Below are 11,961 nucleotides of genomic sequence, written 5' to 3'. Positions count from 1 at the left end.
CAAAGCCGCCTTTCAACCAAAGACCATGCGGTCTTCGGTGTTATCCGGTATTAGCTCCGGTTTCCCGGAGTTATCCCGGTCTTACGGGTAGGTTGCCCACGTGTTACTCACCCGTCCGCCGCTAACCAAACAAGAGCAAGCTCTCATTCGGTCCGCTCGACTTGCATGTATTAGGCACGCCGCCAGCGTTCGTCCTGAGCCAGGATCAAACTCTCCATAGAAAGTTGATTGGCTTCTTTTCAGCTTCAGCACCGACACCACATGGTGTCTTGTCGCCTTCGCTTTTCTTATTGTCCAGCTCCGGCTCGCAACGCCTTGCGGAAAATAACCTTCCTCCGTCGACATGCAAGCATGTCTCGTCGGAAGAACATTTTCCTTCCGGCGTTAGACGCTCGCCTTCGCTTTTCTATGTGGACGCTTCGTTTTGTTCAGTTTTCAAGGAACTTACCTAGAATGTGGAGCCTATCGGGATCGAACCGATGACCTCCTGCGTGCAAAGCAGGCGCTCTCCCAGCTGAGCTAAGGCCCCATATTGACTAAAATCGGGAAGACAGGATTCGAACCTGCGACCCCATGGTCCCAAACCATGTGCTCTACCAAGCTGAGCTACTTCCCGCTATGGCGCGCTCGAGAGGATTCGAACCCCTAACCTTCTGATCCGTAGTCAGATGCTCTATCCAATTGAGCTACGAGCGCACGTGCCGAGGGCCGGACTCGAACCGGCACGGTAGTTACCTACCCCAGGATTTTAAGTCCTGTGCGTCTGCCAATTCCGCCACCCCGGCGAATGATGGAGCGGAAGACGGGACTCGAACCCGCGACCCCCACCTTGGCAAGGTGGTGTTCTACCACTGAACTACTTCCGCATTATCAAGAATGAATGCGGGTGAAGGGACTCGAACCCCCACGCCCGTAAAGGGCACTAGACCCTGAATCTAGCGCGTCTGCCAATTCCGCCACACCCGCAAGATGGTGAGCCATGGAGGACTCGAACCTCCGACCCTCTGATTAAAAGTCAGATGCTCTACCTACTGAGCTAATGGCTCATTATGATAAATCAAGACACTCGTTGTTTTCGTTGTCCCTTCCTCTTCTAGCTTATTCAATGATGCTGGATGCGTCGGGACAACTCGTAGCGAATTCATAGAAGCTTAGGCTCGTCGCTTCCCACCGAGATAGTAGTTTTTTATTGAAAATGGTGGAGGATGACGGGATCGAACCGCCGACCCCTTGCTTGTAAGGCAAGTGCTCTCCCAGCTGAGCTAATCCTCCACAATACCTGCCTAGCGACGACCTACTCTTGCAGGGGCGCTGGCCCCAACTACCATCGGCGCTGGAGAGCTTAACTTCCGTGTTCGGGATGGGAACGGGTGTTTCCTCTCCGCCATTGTCACTAGGCAAGTGATAGACAAATTTTATTATAGTTCAACTGATAGCATTGTCAAGAACTATTTTATTTCGTCAAATTTCGTTAAAATTCGCCTCTCACTGTTTGCGAAAGCAAAATTTCTCTCACTTTATTGCAGGTGTTTTTATGTATGGAATTCGCCTTTGATTCACGGTCATTCGCTTTTCAAAGCGACTTTAATAATATATCATCTAAAAATCTTATTGTCAACCTTTTATTTTTCCAAAAGCAGCGTTTATCATTTTATATAATTTATATTTGAAAGTCAACTATTTCTTAAAATATTTCCCCTATGAGCTAAACGCCCATAGGGGAAAGGAACATCCTATTTATGGCGCATTTGTGGGAATAACAATACATCGCGGATAGACGGAGAATTGGTTAACAACATCACGAGACGATCCACACCAATGCCTAAACCGCCTGTTGGCGGCATTCCGTATTCAAGAGCTTCGAGGAAGTCTTCATCCATCTCGTGCGCTTCGTCATTTCCTTGTTCACGCTCTTTTAATTGCGCTTCAAAGCGTTCGCGCTGATCGATTGGATCGTTCAATTCGGTAAAGGCATTTGCATGTTCACGGCCGACGATAAACAGTTCAAAACGATCGGTAAAGCGCGGGTCATCTGGATTTTTCTTCGCTAACGGCGAAATTTCTACCGGGTGGCCGTAAATGAATGTTGGCTGAATAAGCTTGTCCTCTACCTTTTGCTCGAAAAATTCATTAACAATATGCCCAAATGTCATATGCGGCGCTATTTCTACACCATGTTCTTTCGCTAGCTCCCGAGCTTCTTCATCGCTCATTTGCTTCCAAAAGTCAACCCCTACGTATTCTTTAATCGCATCGACCATGTGGAGCCGTTTCCATTCTGGCGTTAAATCTACTATATGCTCGCCATATTGAATTTTGGTCGTGCCTAACACTTCCTGGGCGATATGGGCGATTAGATTTTCCGTTAATTTCATAATGTCACGGAAGTCGGCATATGCTTCGTATAGTTCAAGCATTGTAAACTCTGGATTATGCCGTGTCGAAATGCCTTCATTGCGGAACACGCGTCCAATTTCATACACTTTTTCCAATCCGCCGACAATTAAACGTTTCAAATGGAGCTCAATCGCAATTCGCATATACAATGGCATATCTAGTGCATTGTGATGGGTGATAAACGGACGCGCTGCCGCTCCCCCAGCAATAGCATGCATCATCGGCGTTTCTACTTCCAAATAACCATGGTTATCCAAGTAGCGCCGCATTGATTGAATAATTAAACTGCGGGTAATAAATGTATTTTTGCTTTCTGGGTTCATAATTAAGTCTAAATACCGCTGACGATAGCGCTGTTCAATATCTTTTAAGCCATGATATTTTTCTGGAAGCGGGCGCAGCGATTTCGTTAAAAATTCATAAGACGATACTTTAATCGAAAGCTCCCCTACTTTTGTTTTAAATACTGTTCCACGAACGCCGATAATATCGCCTAAATCGGAAATTTTAAAAAGTTCGTATTGGTCTTCGCCGACATCATCTTGGCGAACGTAAATTTGAATTTGCCCGGTCACATCTTGGATATGGGCAAACCCTGCTTTCCCTTTGCCGCGTTTTGTCATAATCCGTCCCGCGACAGCCACTTGTATTTGCTGCTCTTCTAGCTCTTCTTTCGATAAATCGCCATATAAATCAAACAACTCTTGCGCTTTATGTGTGCGTTCAAACCGTTTTCCGAACGGATCTACTCCCATTTCCTGCAGTTTTTTCAGTTTTTCTCTACGGACGAGTAATTGATCGTTTAATTCTTCGTGACTCATACATCATTCACTCCATTTAACAAGTTTTTTATGAAAAATACTGCCAGCGAAGGCTGGCAGTCGTCACTGCGATCATTTCATTCGTTTCTTATACAGCCTGTGCATCTGTTTCCGATCTGTTTTCCACTTCTTCGGCAAAATGAAGCAATAGCGTTGCAAGTTGTTCGCGGGTTTCGCATTCGTTAATCGCGTTGCGAATTTTTGCCGCTCCGCGCACTCCTTTTAAATACCATGCCGCATGTTTGCGCATTTCCTTGACGGCAATATGTTCCCCTTTTAACGCAATTAAACGGTCTAAATGCAAAAGGCATACGTCAATCTTTTCTCTTGCCGTTGGTTCTGGAATGAGTTCCCCTGTTTCTAGATAGCGAACCGTACGGTAGATGACCCATGGATTCCCAAGAGCCGCGCGTCCAATCATTACTCCGTCAACCCCTGTTTCCTCCAACATCCGCTTGGCATCTTGCGGGGTTTTTACGTCACCGTTTCCGATCACAGGGATGTTGACAGCTTCTTTTACTTGTTTAATGATATTCCAGTCTGCTTTTCCTTCGTACATCTGCACTCTTGTTCGTCCATGGACTGCGACTGCTTTACCGCCGGCCCGTTCGACGGCTTGGGCATTCTCTACCGCATAAATATGATTTTCATCCCAGCCGATCCGCATTTTTACGGTTACTGGCTTTTCCACCGCGTCTACAATAGCGGCAACCACATCATAAATTTTATTTGGATCTAAAAGCCATCTCGCTCCCGCATCACATTTTGTGACCTTCGGAACAGGGCATCCCATATTAATGTCAATGATATCGGCATTCGTGTTTTTGTCGACAAATTTGGCCGCTTTGACAAGCGTTTCTTTTTCCCCGCCAAAAATTTGCAGGCTTAACGGCTTTTCCCGCTCGTCAATATATAACATTTCTAACGTCTTTTCATTATTGTAGACAATTCCTTTATCGCTTACCATTTCCGCACAAACAAGCCCTGCCCCGAATTCTTTCACCGTGAGGCGGAATGCGGAATTGCACACTCCGGCCATTGGAGCAAGAACGACGCGGTTTTTAATTTCTACATCGCCGATTTTAAACATTTTTTTACCTCCTTTCCTATTCTTCCGACTCTAACTGCGGCGGAGTAAGCTCCTTTACAGATATATTTAACCGTTCGGCAATTTGTTGAATTAATTGCTCCGACGGAAAGCGATTTCCTCGTTCCACTTCCCCCAGTATCGATACGGAAATCCCCAGTTCTTTTGCTAACCTTTCTTGTGTATATCCTTTTAGCTTTCGAAAAGCGCGAATACGTCTTCCCCATTTTTCTGCTTCCATACACGAACTCCTTCTTTGTCAGGTAGTCGATCTATGAGGTCTTTCAGGTATTGGGAAACATTTGGGATATGAATATCATGATTTACTTCTAATAATGGAATCATCACAAACGCCCGTTCCGTCATGCGCGGGTGTGGAATGATAAGCTGCTCTGTTTCAATATTTTCGTGATTATAAAGTAAAATGTCAAGGTCTAACGTTCGTGGTCCCCAGCGTATTTCCCTCTTTCTGCCAAATTTTTGTTCGATTTTTTGCGTCACCTCAAGCAATGCAAAAGGAGAAAGGGCAGTAATAATTTTGATAACCATATTTAAAAATTTATCTTGATTGATGTAACCGACTGGCTCTGTCTCGTAAATAGACGAGGCAGCAATGACAGAAATTTGTTCATGATTGTCCAATGCTTTGACCGCTTCTCGCAAATAATATAGGCGGTTCTCGATGTTAGACCCTAACGCAATATACGCATAATTTTCCATCTAACGACCCCTTACGATTTCTACCGCTACGGATTCATAATGGCCTGGAATAGGCGGATTTGGTTTGGTGACTTTCACAGTACAGCGAATAACCGTTGGGAAAGAAGACAAAATTTGCTCGGCGATCGTCTCTGCTACTGCTTCAATCAGTGCGAATTTCCTTTTCTCAACAATGTGGCGGCAAATATTGTACACTTCCGCATAATTAATCGTATCTTCTAACCGATCGCTCTTTCCAGCTTTCTGTAAATTCGTTTCCAAGGTAACATCGACAAGAAAACGTTGCCCAAGCACATTTTCTTCTGGAAGAACACCGTGATACCCATAAAACTCCATACGCTGAAGATAAATTTTATCGATCGCCCTCCACTCCTTTTCCTAACATCGCATCCATCATCTTCGCCATTCGCGCAATCGGCAATACATCATGCACGCGCACGATATGTGCACCCTTCACAATACCGAGGCATACCGTTGCCCCTGTTCCTTCGACCCGCTCATCAACTGGCAAGTCCAACACATGTCCGATAAACCGCTTGCGGGACGTTCCAAGCAGCAGCGGGTATCCGAGCTGGGTAAATTCGTCTAAACGGCGCATGATTTCTAGGTTATGCTCAAATGTTTTCGCAAATCCGATACCTGGATCTAAAATAATGTTTTCGTCCTTCACACCCGCACGTTTTACGATCGCAACGCTTTCCATCAAATCTGCGATCATATCGGAAATTAAGTCTTGATACTCTAAATGATGGCGGTTGTGCATTAAAATAATCGGAACATCATAGGAAGCGGCGACTTCCGCCATTTTTGCATCCGCTTTGGCTCCCCATACATCGTTAATGATATGAGCCCCCGCTTCAATAGCCTGTTTGGCGACTTCCGCTTTATACGTATCAATGGAAATCGGAACCTTCACCTCTTTTGCGACGGCCTTTACGACTGGAATGACGCGGCGCAATTCTTCTTCTAACGATACTTTTTCCGCTCCCGGACGAGTCGACTCACCGCCGATATCAATGATATCGGCTCCGTCTGCCACCAGCCGTTTGGCGTGCTCGACAGCGCGGTCGACATCATAAAACCGTCCGCCGTCAGAAAAAGAATCAGGTGTGACGTTGACGATTCCCATGATCATCGTTTTTTTACGTAAATCTAACTCATAATCCCCGCAACGTAGTACAAGAGAAGCTGCATTTGCTATGCTCATTAGTCCCCAATCCTTTCTGCCAATTCATGTCTTGTCCATAAAAAGGGCGCAAAGCGTCTATAATGTTTCCGCAATAATGATGTAATGGCCCCATCGGCGCCTGGATAGGTGCGGTCCTCGATTTGATAAATCGGAACGATTTCCTGAACCGAATTCGTCACAAAGATTTCATCAGCTTGCTCTAGATGCGTTAGTGGATAAAACCCTTCCTCATAAACGATGTTTAGCGCCCTCAACATCGCAAGCACAAACTGTCTTGTGACACCATTTAAAATTCCTGTACGAATTGCTGGTGTATATACCGTTTTGTTTTTCACCCAAAAAATGTTTGAAACGATTCCCTCGGCGACATATCCATGTTCATTCAGAAAAATTCCTTCCGCATCCGTGCGGCTGCCAATTTCCCGTTTCCCTATAATATTGTTGAGATAATGATGCGATTTTAACCGTTCGGCTCCCTCCGGGGTATTTCGCTTCGCTTTTAAAATAATTCCTACTTTTCCTTTTGTAAAGGATGGCGCAGACAATGGTTTCATATACATAATAATCGTCGGCGCGCCGTAAGCAGCCGTTTGCAAGCCAATATCGCCAATGCCTGCAGAAACATTCAAACGAACATAGGCGTCTCTTAACCCGTTCACTTCTAATAATCGGTAAAGTATTTCTTTCACTTCATCGCGAGTAAAAACTTTGACAATATTCATCTCCCGTAAACTGCCGTTTAACCGCTCCAAATGGTCATCGAGCAAAAACGGATGACCATCATAGGTGCGAAACGTTTCAAATACGCCAAGCCCGTATAAAAAGCCGTGGTCAAAAGGAGAAATGCGCGCTTCATCTTTATGGACGACATTTCCGTTGATATATACGTACATACCACTATCGAACCCTTTTATATATTTCTATAAAGTTTTTCAACAACTGCATTCCGTGACTGGTCATAATCGACTCTGGGTGAAACTGTACTCCTTCCACCGGCAACGTCTTGTGACGAATCGCCATGATTTCGTTTTCCTCTGTCCAAGCGGAAATCTCGAAACAATCCGGCAACGTTTCTTTTTCAACAATAAGGGAATGGTAGCGAGTAGCGGTAAACGGACTAGGAATGCCGCTAAAAATCGTTTTTCCATCGTGAAATACTTGCGATGTCTTGCCGTGCATTAAACGGTCGGCGCGAACAATTTTTCCGCCAAATGCTTGCGCGATCGCTTGATGGCCAAGACAGACGCCAAAAATCGGAATTTTCCCAGCGAAATATGCAATCGCTTCGAGGCTGATGCCAGCTTCATTTGGCGTGCAAGGCCCAGGCGAAATCATGATAAAATCTGGATTTAGCCTCTCTATTTCTTTAATGGTCACTTCGTCATTTCGTTTCACGATCAACTCTTCGCCTAGCACACCTAAATATTGCACTAAGTTATATGTAAAGGAATCATAATTATCAATCATGATAATCATTTCTATCTCACCTCATGCTCTTATATAGTTTCTCTGCTTCGCTCAGCTCTTTCGCTTTCCAAAGGGCTGCCGCCTTTTTCAAACATTCCTCATATTCATGTTCCGGATGCGAGTCAATGACAATTCCAGCTCCTGCCTGCACATGGGCTATGCCATCTTTCGCGATCATCGTGCGAATCGCAATGTTGAATTCCATATCTCCATTAAATCCGATCCATCCGATCGAACCGGTATACAATCCCCGCCGTACCGGCTCGAGTTCTTCGATAATTTCCATCGTTCGCACTTTTGGTGCACCAGTAATGGTGCCGCCAGGAAACACGGCTTGGATCACATCAAATGCATCTTTGCCTTGTCGCAGTTTTCCAGATACATGTGAAACGATATGCATCACATGGGAGTATCGTTCAATCGTCATCCACTCATCCACTTTCACCGTGCCGTATTGACATACGCGCCCCAAATCATTGCGCTCTAAATCGACGAGCATGGCGTGTTCGGCGATTTCCTTTTCGTTGGCCAGCAACTTTTGCGCGATCCGCTCGTCTTCTTCTTTTATTTTCCCGCGTGAACGCGTTCCGGCAATCGGTCTTGTGCTAATGTCATTTCCCCGTTTTTTGATGAGCAATTCAGGCGAACCGCTAACGATTTGAAACTCTGGAAAATGAATATACGCCATATACGGAGATGGATTGATGCCGCGAAGCTGCTCGTAAATATGAAACGGATGTACCAACAGCGGCTCTGATTGGCGCACCGATAAATTGACTTGAAAGACGTCGCCTTGGGCGATATATTGCTGCACCCGGCGAACGGCTTGCACAAACTCCTCTTTTGTCATCGAAACCGAAGGATCGGCTTTTTTAGCTTGAAATGACCAATGAACGTCTTCTTTCTTTTCCTGCAGCCAACACCTTTCATAAAAGGAAAGGCGCCGCTCTGCTTCTAATTCTTCTCCATCCCTATAATGAACAATCATATGCAGCAGCTGATTTTGATGGTCATATACAAATACATCGTCAAAAATGAAAAAATACATATACGGAAGCTGCAAGTCGTCTTTGGCATAAGACGGGATTTTTTCAATATACCGCATACCATCATAGCTGATATAACCGATCAATCCACCCTGAAAAGGAATGTCGTCATCAGCGGCGGAAAGAGAGACACCGGCAAACCACTGCTTCAACAATAATAGCGGGTTGCCTTCATACCGTTTTTCTTCCCCATGATAAACAATTTGGAGCTGATTTTCCGTCGCGCGAATGATGCCATTGGGGGCGAATCCGATGATGCTATACCGTCCGCCTTGGCCGCTTTCTAATAAAACGTGATACGGCTGTTCATGTGCAAGCATCTTATATTGCGAAAACCAGTCTCGGTATACATAAGAAACCGTCCGCCTCTTCCTTTTTCGTTTTTGCTCCATAGCAACATCACTCCTTGCCTTCCACCGCTATATATTCCTATTGTACAACGAGTCGGCAAACATATCATTATAAAAAAAGTTCGACAGGGTTTCTTTCCCCTGCCGAAGACGATTTACTCTTCGAATTGGTAAAGCGGTGTGCTTAAATAGCGTTCGCCATTGCTTGGGATAATCGCCAATACTTTCTTTCCTTTTCCAAGTTGTTTCGCGACTTTCAACGCAGCATGAATGGCAGCGCCAGAAGAAATTCCGCCAAGAATTCCTTCTTCGCGGGCAGCGCGGCGAGCAGCGGCAAACGCTTCCTCCGTTGTCACCGTAATGACTCCATCGTAAATGTTTGTATCTAAAATGTCTGGCACAAATCCGGCGCCGATTCCTTGAATTTTGTGTGGGCCTGGTTTTCCGCCCGATAATACCGGTGAATCCGCAGGCTCTACGGCGTAAATTTTAATGTTTGGATATTTTTCACGAAGAACTTGTCCTGCTCCGGTAATCGTTCCGCCCGTACCAACGCCGGCAATGAATGCATCTAATTGGTCGCCCATTTGTTCAACAATTTCTTTCCCTGTCGTTAGACGGTGGATTTCTGGGTTAGCCTCGTTTTTAAACTGTTGCGGCATAAAATAGCCATGCTCTCTAACTAATTCTTCTGCCTTTTCAATGGCACCGCGCATTCCTAGGCTTCCCGGCGTTAGCACTAATTCGGCGCCATATGCGCGCAACAAATTACGACGTTCTAAACTCATCGTGTCTGGCATGACTAAAACCGCTTTATAGCCTTTAGCGGCAGCAACCATAGCCAAGCCAATTCCTGTATTTCCGCTTGTCGGCTCGACAATCGTGTCACCAGGTTTTAGTTTTCCTGCTTTTTCTGCCGCCTCGATCATCGCTAAAGCAATACGGTCTTTGACGCTGCTGCCAGGGTTCATAAACTCCAGTTTTAAATAAACATCGGCACTGTCTTCATCAACAATACGGTTTAATTTCACCGCAGGCGTGTCGCCAATAAGTTCTGTAATGGAGTTTACTGTTCTTGCCATCTTTCCACCCCTAATCCCGATTAATTTTATAGAATTTGTTTAAAATGTATCAGTTATCGATTGAATTGTCAATCATTTTAATTTTTGAATTTTTTATTCTCCCTTTGCTTCTGCAAGTTGTTTTAATTGTTCGAGCTCTTCTTTTGTGAAATGATATGTTTCATTACAAAAATGGCAAGATGCCTCCGCATACCCTTCTTTTTCCATAATGTCCTGAATTTCTTGTGGACCTAAACTAATAATCGCATCAGCAATTCGTTCCCGCGAGCAGCGACATACAAATGCAACAGGAAGTGTTTCAAGCACTTTGACATTTCCTTTTCCAAGCAGCTTTTCTAAAATTTCTTCCGGTGTTAGCCCGCTTTCAACCATTTTCGAAACTGGAGGAATCGTTTGTAAACGCTGTTCGATTTGTTCAATCGTCTTCTCTTCCGTTCCCGGCATCAGCTGGATAATAAAGCCTCCTGCCGCCAATATCGTGTTGTCTGGATTCACAAGTACACCGACCCCGACAGAAGACGGAACTTGTTCCGAAGAAGCAAAATAGTACGTAAAATCCTCACCGAGTTCCCCGGAAATAATCGGTACTTGTCCAGTAAAGAAATCACGCAACCCTAGGTCTTTCACGACCGTTAACATCCCGTTTTTTCCTACGGCTCTCGCCACGTCTAATTTCCCATGTTCGTTTAACTCAAAGTGCACATGTGGATTGGTGACATACCCGCGTACTTCTCCTTTCGCATTGCTGTCGACAAGAATGGTGCCGATCGGACCGCCGCCGTCAATTTTAATCGTTAATTTATCATCCCCTTTTAACATGGCTCCCATCATGACTCCCGCGGTAATAGCCCGGCCAAGCGCTGCGGAGGCAGTCGGCCACGTTTGGTGGCGGCGTTGCGCTTCGCTAACCGTTTCGGTCGTGCGGGCCGCGTACGCTCTTACTTGCCCGTCATAAGCCAACGCTTTCACTAAATAATCTCCCATACCAACTCAACCTTTCATTGTTTTTTATCGACGTTTTTCTCATACAAAATTTTTAATCCTGTTAACGTCAAAAACGGATCCACAATATCAATGACATCTGATTCGCTGGCAATTAAGGACGCTAATCCTCCTGTCGCAATCACTTTTGGCGGAATAGGGCTTTTTGCCTTCATTCGCGACACAATGCCTTCTACTTGCCCTACATAGCCATACAAAATTCCCGCCTGCATCGCACTAACCGTATTTTTCCCAATAATATCGTCAGGGCGGGCGATTTCGATGCGCGGCAATTTCGCCGCCCGCGCAAACAGTGCCTCTGTCGAAATCATAATCCCTGGAGCAATCGCGCCCCCCATATATTGTTTATGTTCGTTAATATAACAATACGTCGTCGCCGTACCGAAATCGACAATAATGAGCGGGCTGCCGTACAAATGAATGCCGGCAACCGCATTGACAATCCGGTCGGCGCCTACTTCCCTTGGATTGTCGTATTTAATATTTAACCCTGTTTTAATCCCTGGCCCGACAATAATCGGCTTAATATGGAAGTATTTTAAACACATGCGCTCAAGCGCAAACATAATTGGCGGAACGACGGAAGAAATAATAATGCCATCAATATCGGAAAACTGAAGCCCGACGTGGTTCAATAGCGCCTTGATCGTCATGCCGTATTCATCTTCCGTTTTGCTGCGGCTTGTTTCAATGCGCCAATGATGTTTTAATTCATCCCCGTCATATACCCCTAACACAGTATTCGTATTGCCAACATCTAATACAAAAATCATTGCCTCATCCCCACTTTTCACAAATAT

12 protein-coding genes, 8 tRNA genes and 2 rRNA genes are annotated in these 11,961 nt (G+C 45.3%); all 22 read right to left on the bottom strand.

What is annotated here, in order from left to right; translation table 11 throughout:
• A 16S ribosomal RNA gene (locus AC1WMD_RS17785) occupies positions 1 to 221 on the bottom strand; the annotation flags it as partial.
• A 235-nt stretch (positions 222 to 456) separates the two neighbouring features.
• Positions 457 to 529: transfer RNA gene (locus AC1WMD_RS17780), tRNA-Ala, on the bottom strand.
• Between the two features lie 13 nt (positions 530 to 542).
• Positions 543 to 616: transfer RNA gene (locus AC1WMD_RS17775), tRNA-Pro, on the bottom strand.
• A gap of 3 nt (positions 617 to 619) precedes the next feature.
• A tRNA-Arg gene (locus AC1WMD_RS17770) sits at positions 620 to 696 on the bottom strand.
• 3 nt (positions 697 to 699) lie between these two features.
• Positions 700 to 785: transfer RNA gene (locus AC1WMD_RS17765), tRNA-Leu, on the bottom strand.
• 6 nt (positions 786 to 791) lie between these two features.
• Positions 792 to 866 (bottom strand) — tRNA-Gly (locus tag AC1WMD_RS17760).
• 15 nt (positions 867 to 881) lie between these two features.
• Positions 882 to 966 (bottom strand) — tRNA-Leu (locus tag AC1WMD_RS17755).
• A 4-nt stretch (positions 967 to 970) separates the two neighbouring features.
• Positions 971 to 1,046: transfer RNA gene (locus AC1WMD_RS17750), tRNA-Lys, on the bottom strand.
• Positions 1,047 to 1,196: 150 nt separating this feature from the next.
• Positions 1,197 to 1,272 (bottom strand) — tRNA-Val (locus tag AC1WMD_RS17745).
• 9 nt (positions 1,273 to 1,281) lie between these two features.
• A 5S ribosomal RNA gene (gene rrf, locus AC1WMD_RS17740) occupies positions 1,282 to 1,398 on the bottom strand.
• A 335-nt stretch (positions 1,399 to 1,733) separates the two neighbouring features.
• Positions 1,734 to 3,218 carry a lysine--tRNA ligase gene (lysS, locus tag AC1WMD_RS17735; protein ID WP_043906456.1) on the bottom strand — a complete coding sequence of 495 codons (1,485 nt, stop codon included), beginning with the start codon at positions 3,216 to 3,218 and terminating at the stop codon, positions 1,734 to 1,736.
• A gap of 88 nt (positions 3,219 to 3,306) precedes the next feature.
• The gene (gene dusB / locus AC1WMD_RS17730; RefSeq protein WP_494258124.1) at positions 3,307 to 4,308 is read right to left on the bottom strand and encodes a tRNA dihydrouridine synthase DusB; all 1,002 of its coding nucleotides are present in this window, start codon (positions 4,306 to 4,308) and stop codon (positions 3,307 to 3,309) included.
• A gap of 16 nt (positions 4,309 to 4,324) precedes the next feature.
• A complete protein-coding gene (locus AC1WMD_RS17725) occupies positions 4,325 to 4,546 on the bottom strand; it encodes a helix-turn-helix domain-containing protein (protein ID WP_494258123.1) in 222 nt (73 codons plus the stop codon).
• Positions 4,498 to 5,025, bottom strand: coding sequence for a 2-amino-4-hydroxy-6-hydroxymethyldihydropteridine diphosphokinase (folK, locus tag AC1WMD_RS17720; RefSeq protein ID WP_494258122.1), 528 nt, complete (start codon positions 5,023 to 5,025; stop codon positions 4,498 to 4,500). Before folK ends, AC1WMD_RS17725 begins: the two co-directional genes overlap by 49 nt.
• Positions 5,026 to 5,385: a dihydroneopterin aldolase gene (gene folB / locus AC1WMD_RS17715; protein ID WP_494258125.1), complete on the bottom strand. Its 360-nt coding sequence runs from the start codon at positions 5,383 to 5,385 to the stop codon at positions 5,026 to 5,028. It abuts the gene before it with no gap.
• The gene (folP, locus tag AC1WMD_RS17710) at positions 5,378 to 6,232 is read right to left on the bottom strand and encodes a dihydropteroate synthase (RefSeq protein ID WP_494258121.1); all 855 of its coding nucleotides are present in this window, start codon (positions 6,230 to 6,232) and stop codon (positions 5,378 to 5,380) included. The genes folB and folP overlap by 8 nt, the downstream gene beginning before the upstream one ends.
• Positions 6,232 to 7,107, bottom strand: coding sequence for an aminodeoxychorismate lyase (gene pabC / locus AC1WMD_RS17705; RefSeq protein WP_494258120.1), 876 nt, complete (start codon positions 7,105 to 7,107; stop codon positions 6,232 to 6,234). Before pabC ends, folP begins: the two co-directional genes overlap by 1 nt.
• A 4-nt stretch (positions 7,108 to 7,111) precedes the next feature.
• Positions 7,112 to 7,690 carry an aminodeoxychorismate/anthranilate synthase component II gene (gene pabA / locus AC1WMD_RS17700; RefSeq protein ID WP_043906449.1) on the bottom strand — a complete coding sequence of 193 codons (579 nt, stop codon included), beginning with the start codon at positions 7,688 to 7,690 and terminating at the stop codon, positions 7,112 to 7,114.
• Between the two features lie 7 nt (positions 7,691 to 7,697).
• Positions 7,698 to 9,119, bottom strand: coding sequence for an anthranilate synthase component I (gene trpE, locus AC1WMD_RS17695; RefSeq protein WP_494258119.1), 1,422 nt, complete (start codon positions 9,117 to 9,119; stop codon positions 7,698 to 7,700).
• A 113-nt stretch (positions 9,120 to 9,232) separates the two neighbouring features.
• Positions 9,233 to 10,159: a cysteine synthase A gene (gene cysK / locus AC1WMD_RS17690; protein WP_494258118.1), complete on the bottom strand. Its 927-nt coding sequence runs from the start codon at positions 10,157 to 10,159 to the stop codon at positions 9,233 to 9,235.
• A 93-nt stretch (positions 10,160 to 10,252) separates the two neighbouring features.
• Complete coding sequence (gene hslO / locus AC1WMD_RS17685; RefSeq protein WP_043906446.1) at positions 10,253 to 11,143, bottom strand: Hsp33 family molecular chaperone HslO; 891 nt, start codon at positions 11,141 to 11,143, stop codon at positions 10,253 to 10,255.
• 14 nt (positions 11,144 to 11,157) lie between these two features.
• On the bottom strand, positions 11,158 to 11,934 hold the full coding sequence (locus AC1WMD_RS17680) for a type III pantothenate kinase (protein ID WP_494258117.1): 777 nt from the start codon (positions 11,932 to 11,934) through the stop codon (positions 11,158 to 11,160).
• Between the last annotated feature and the right edge of the window lie 27 nt (positions 11,935 to 11,961).

The organism is Parageobacillus sp. NEAU-HV-2 (assembly GCF_059115485.1).
This window is presented reverse-complemented; position numbering and strand designations above follow the sequence as displayed.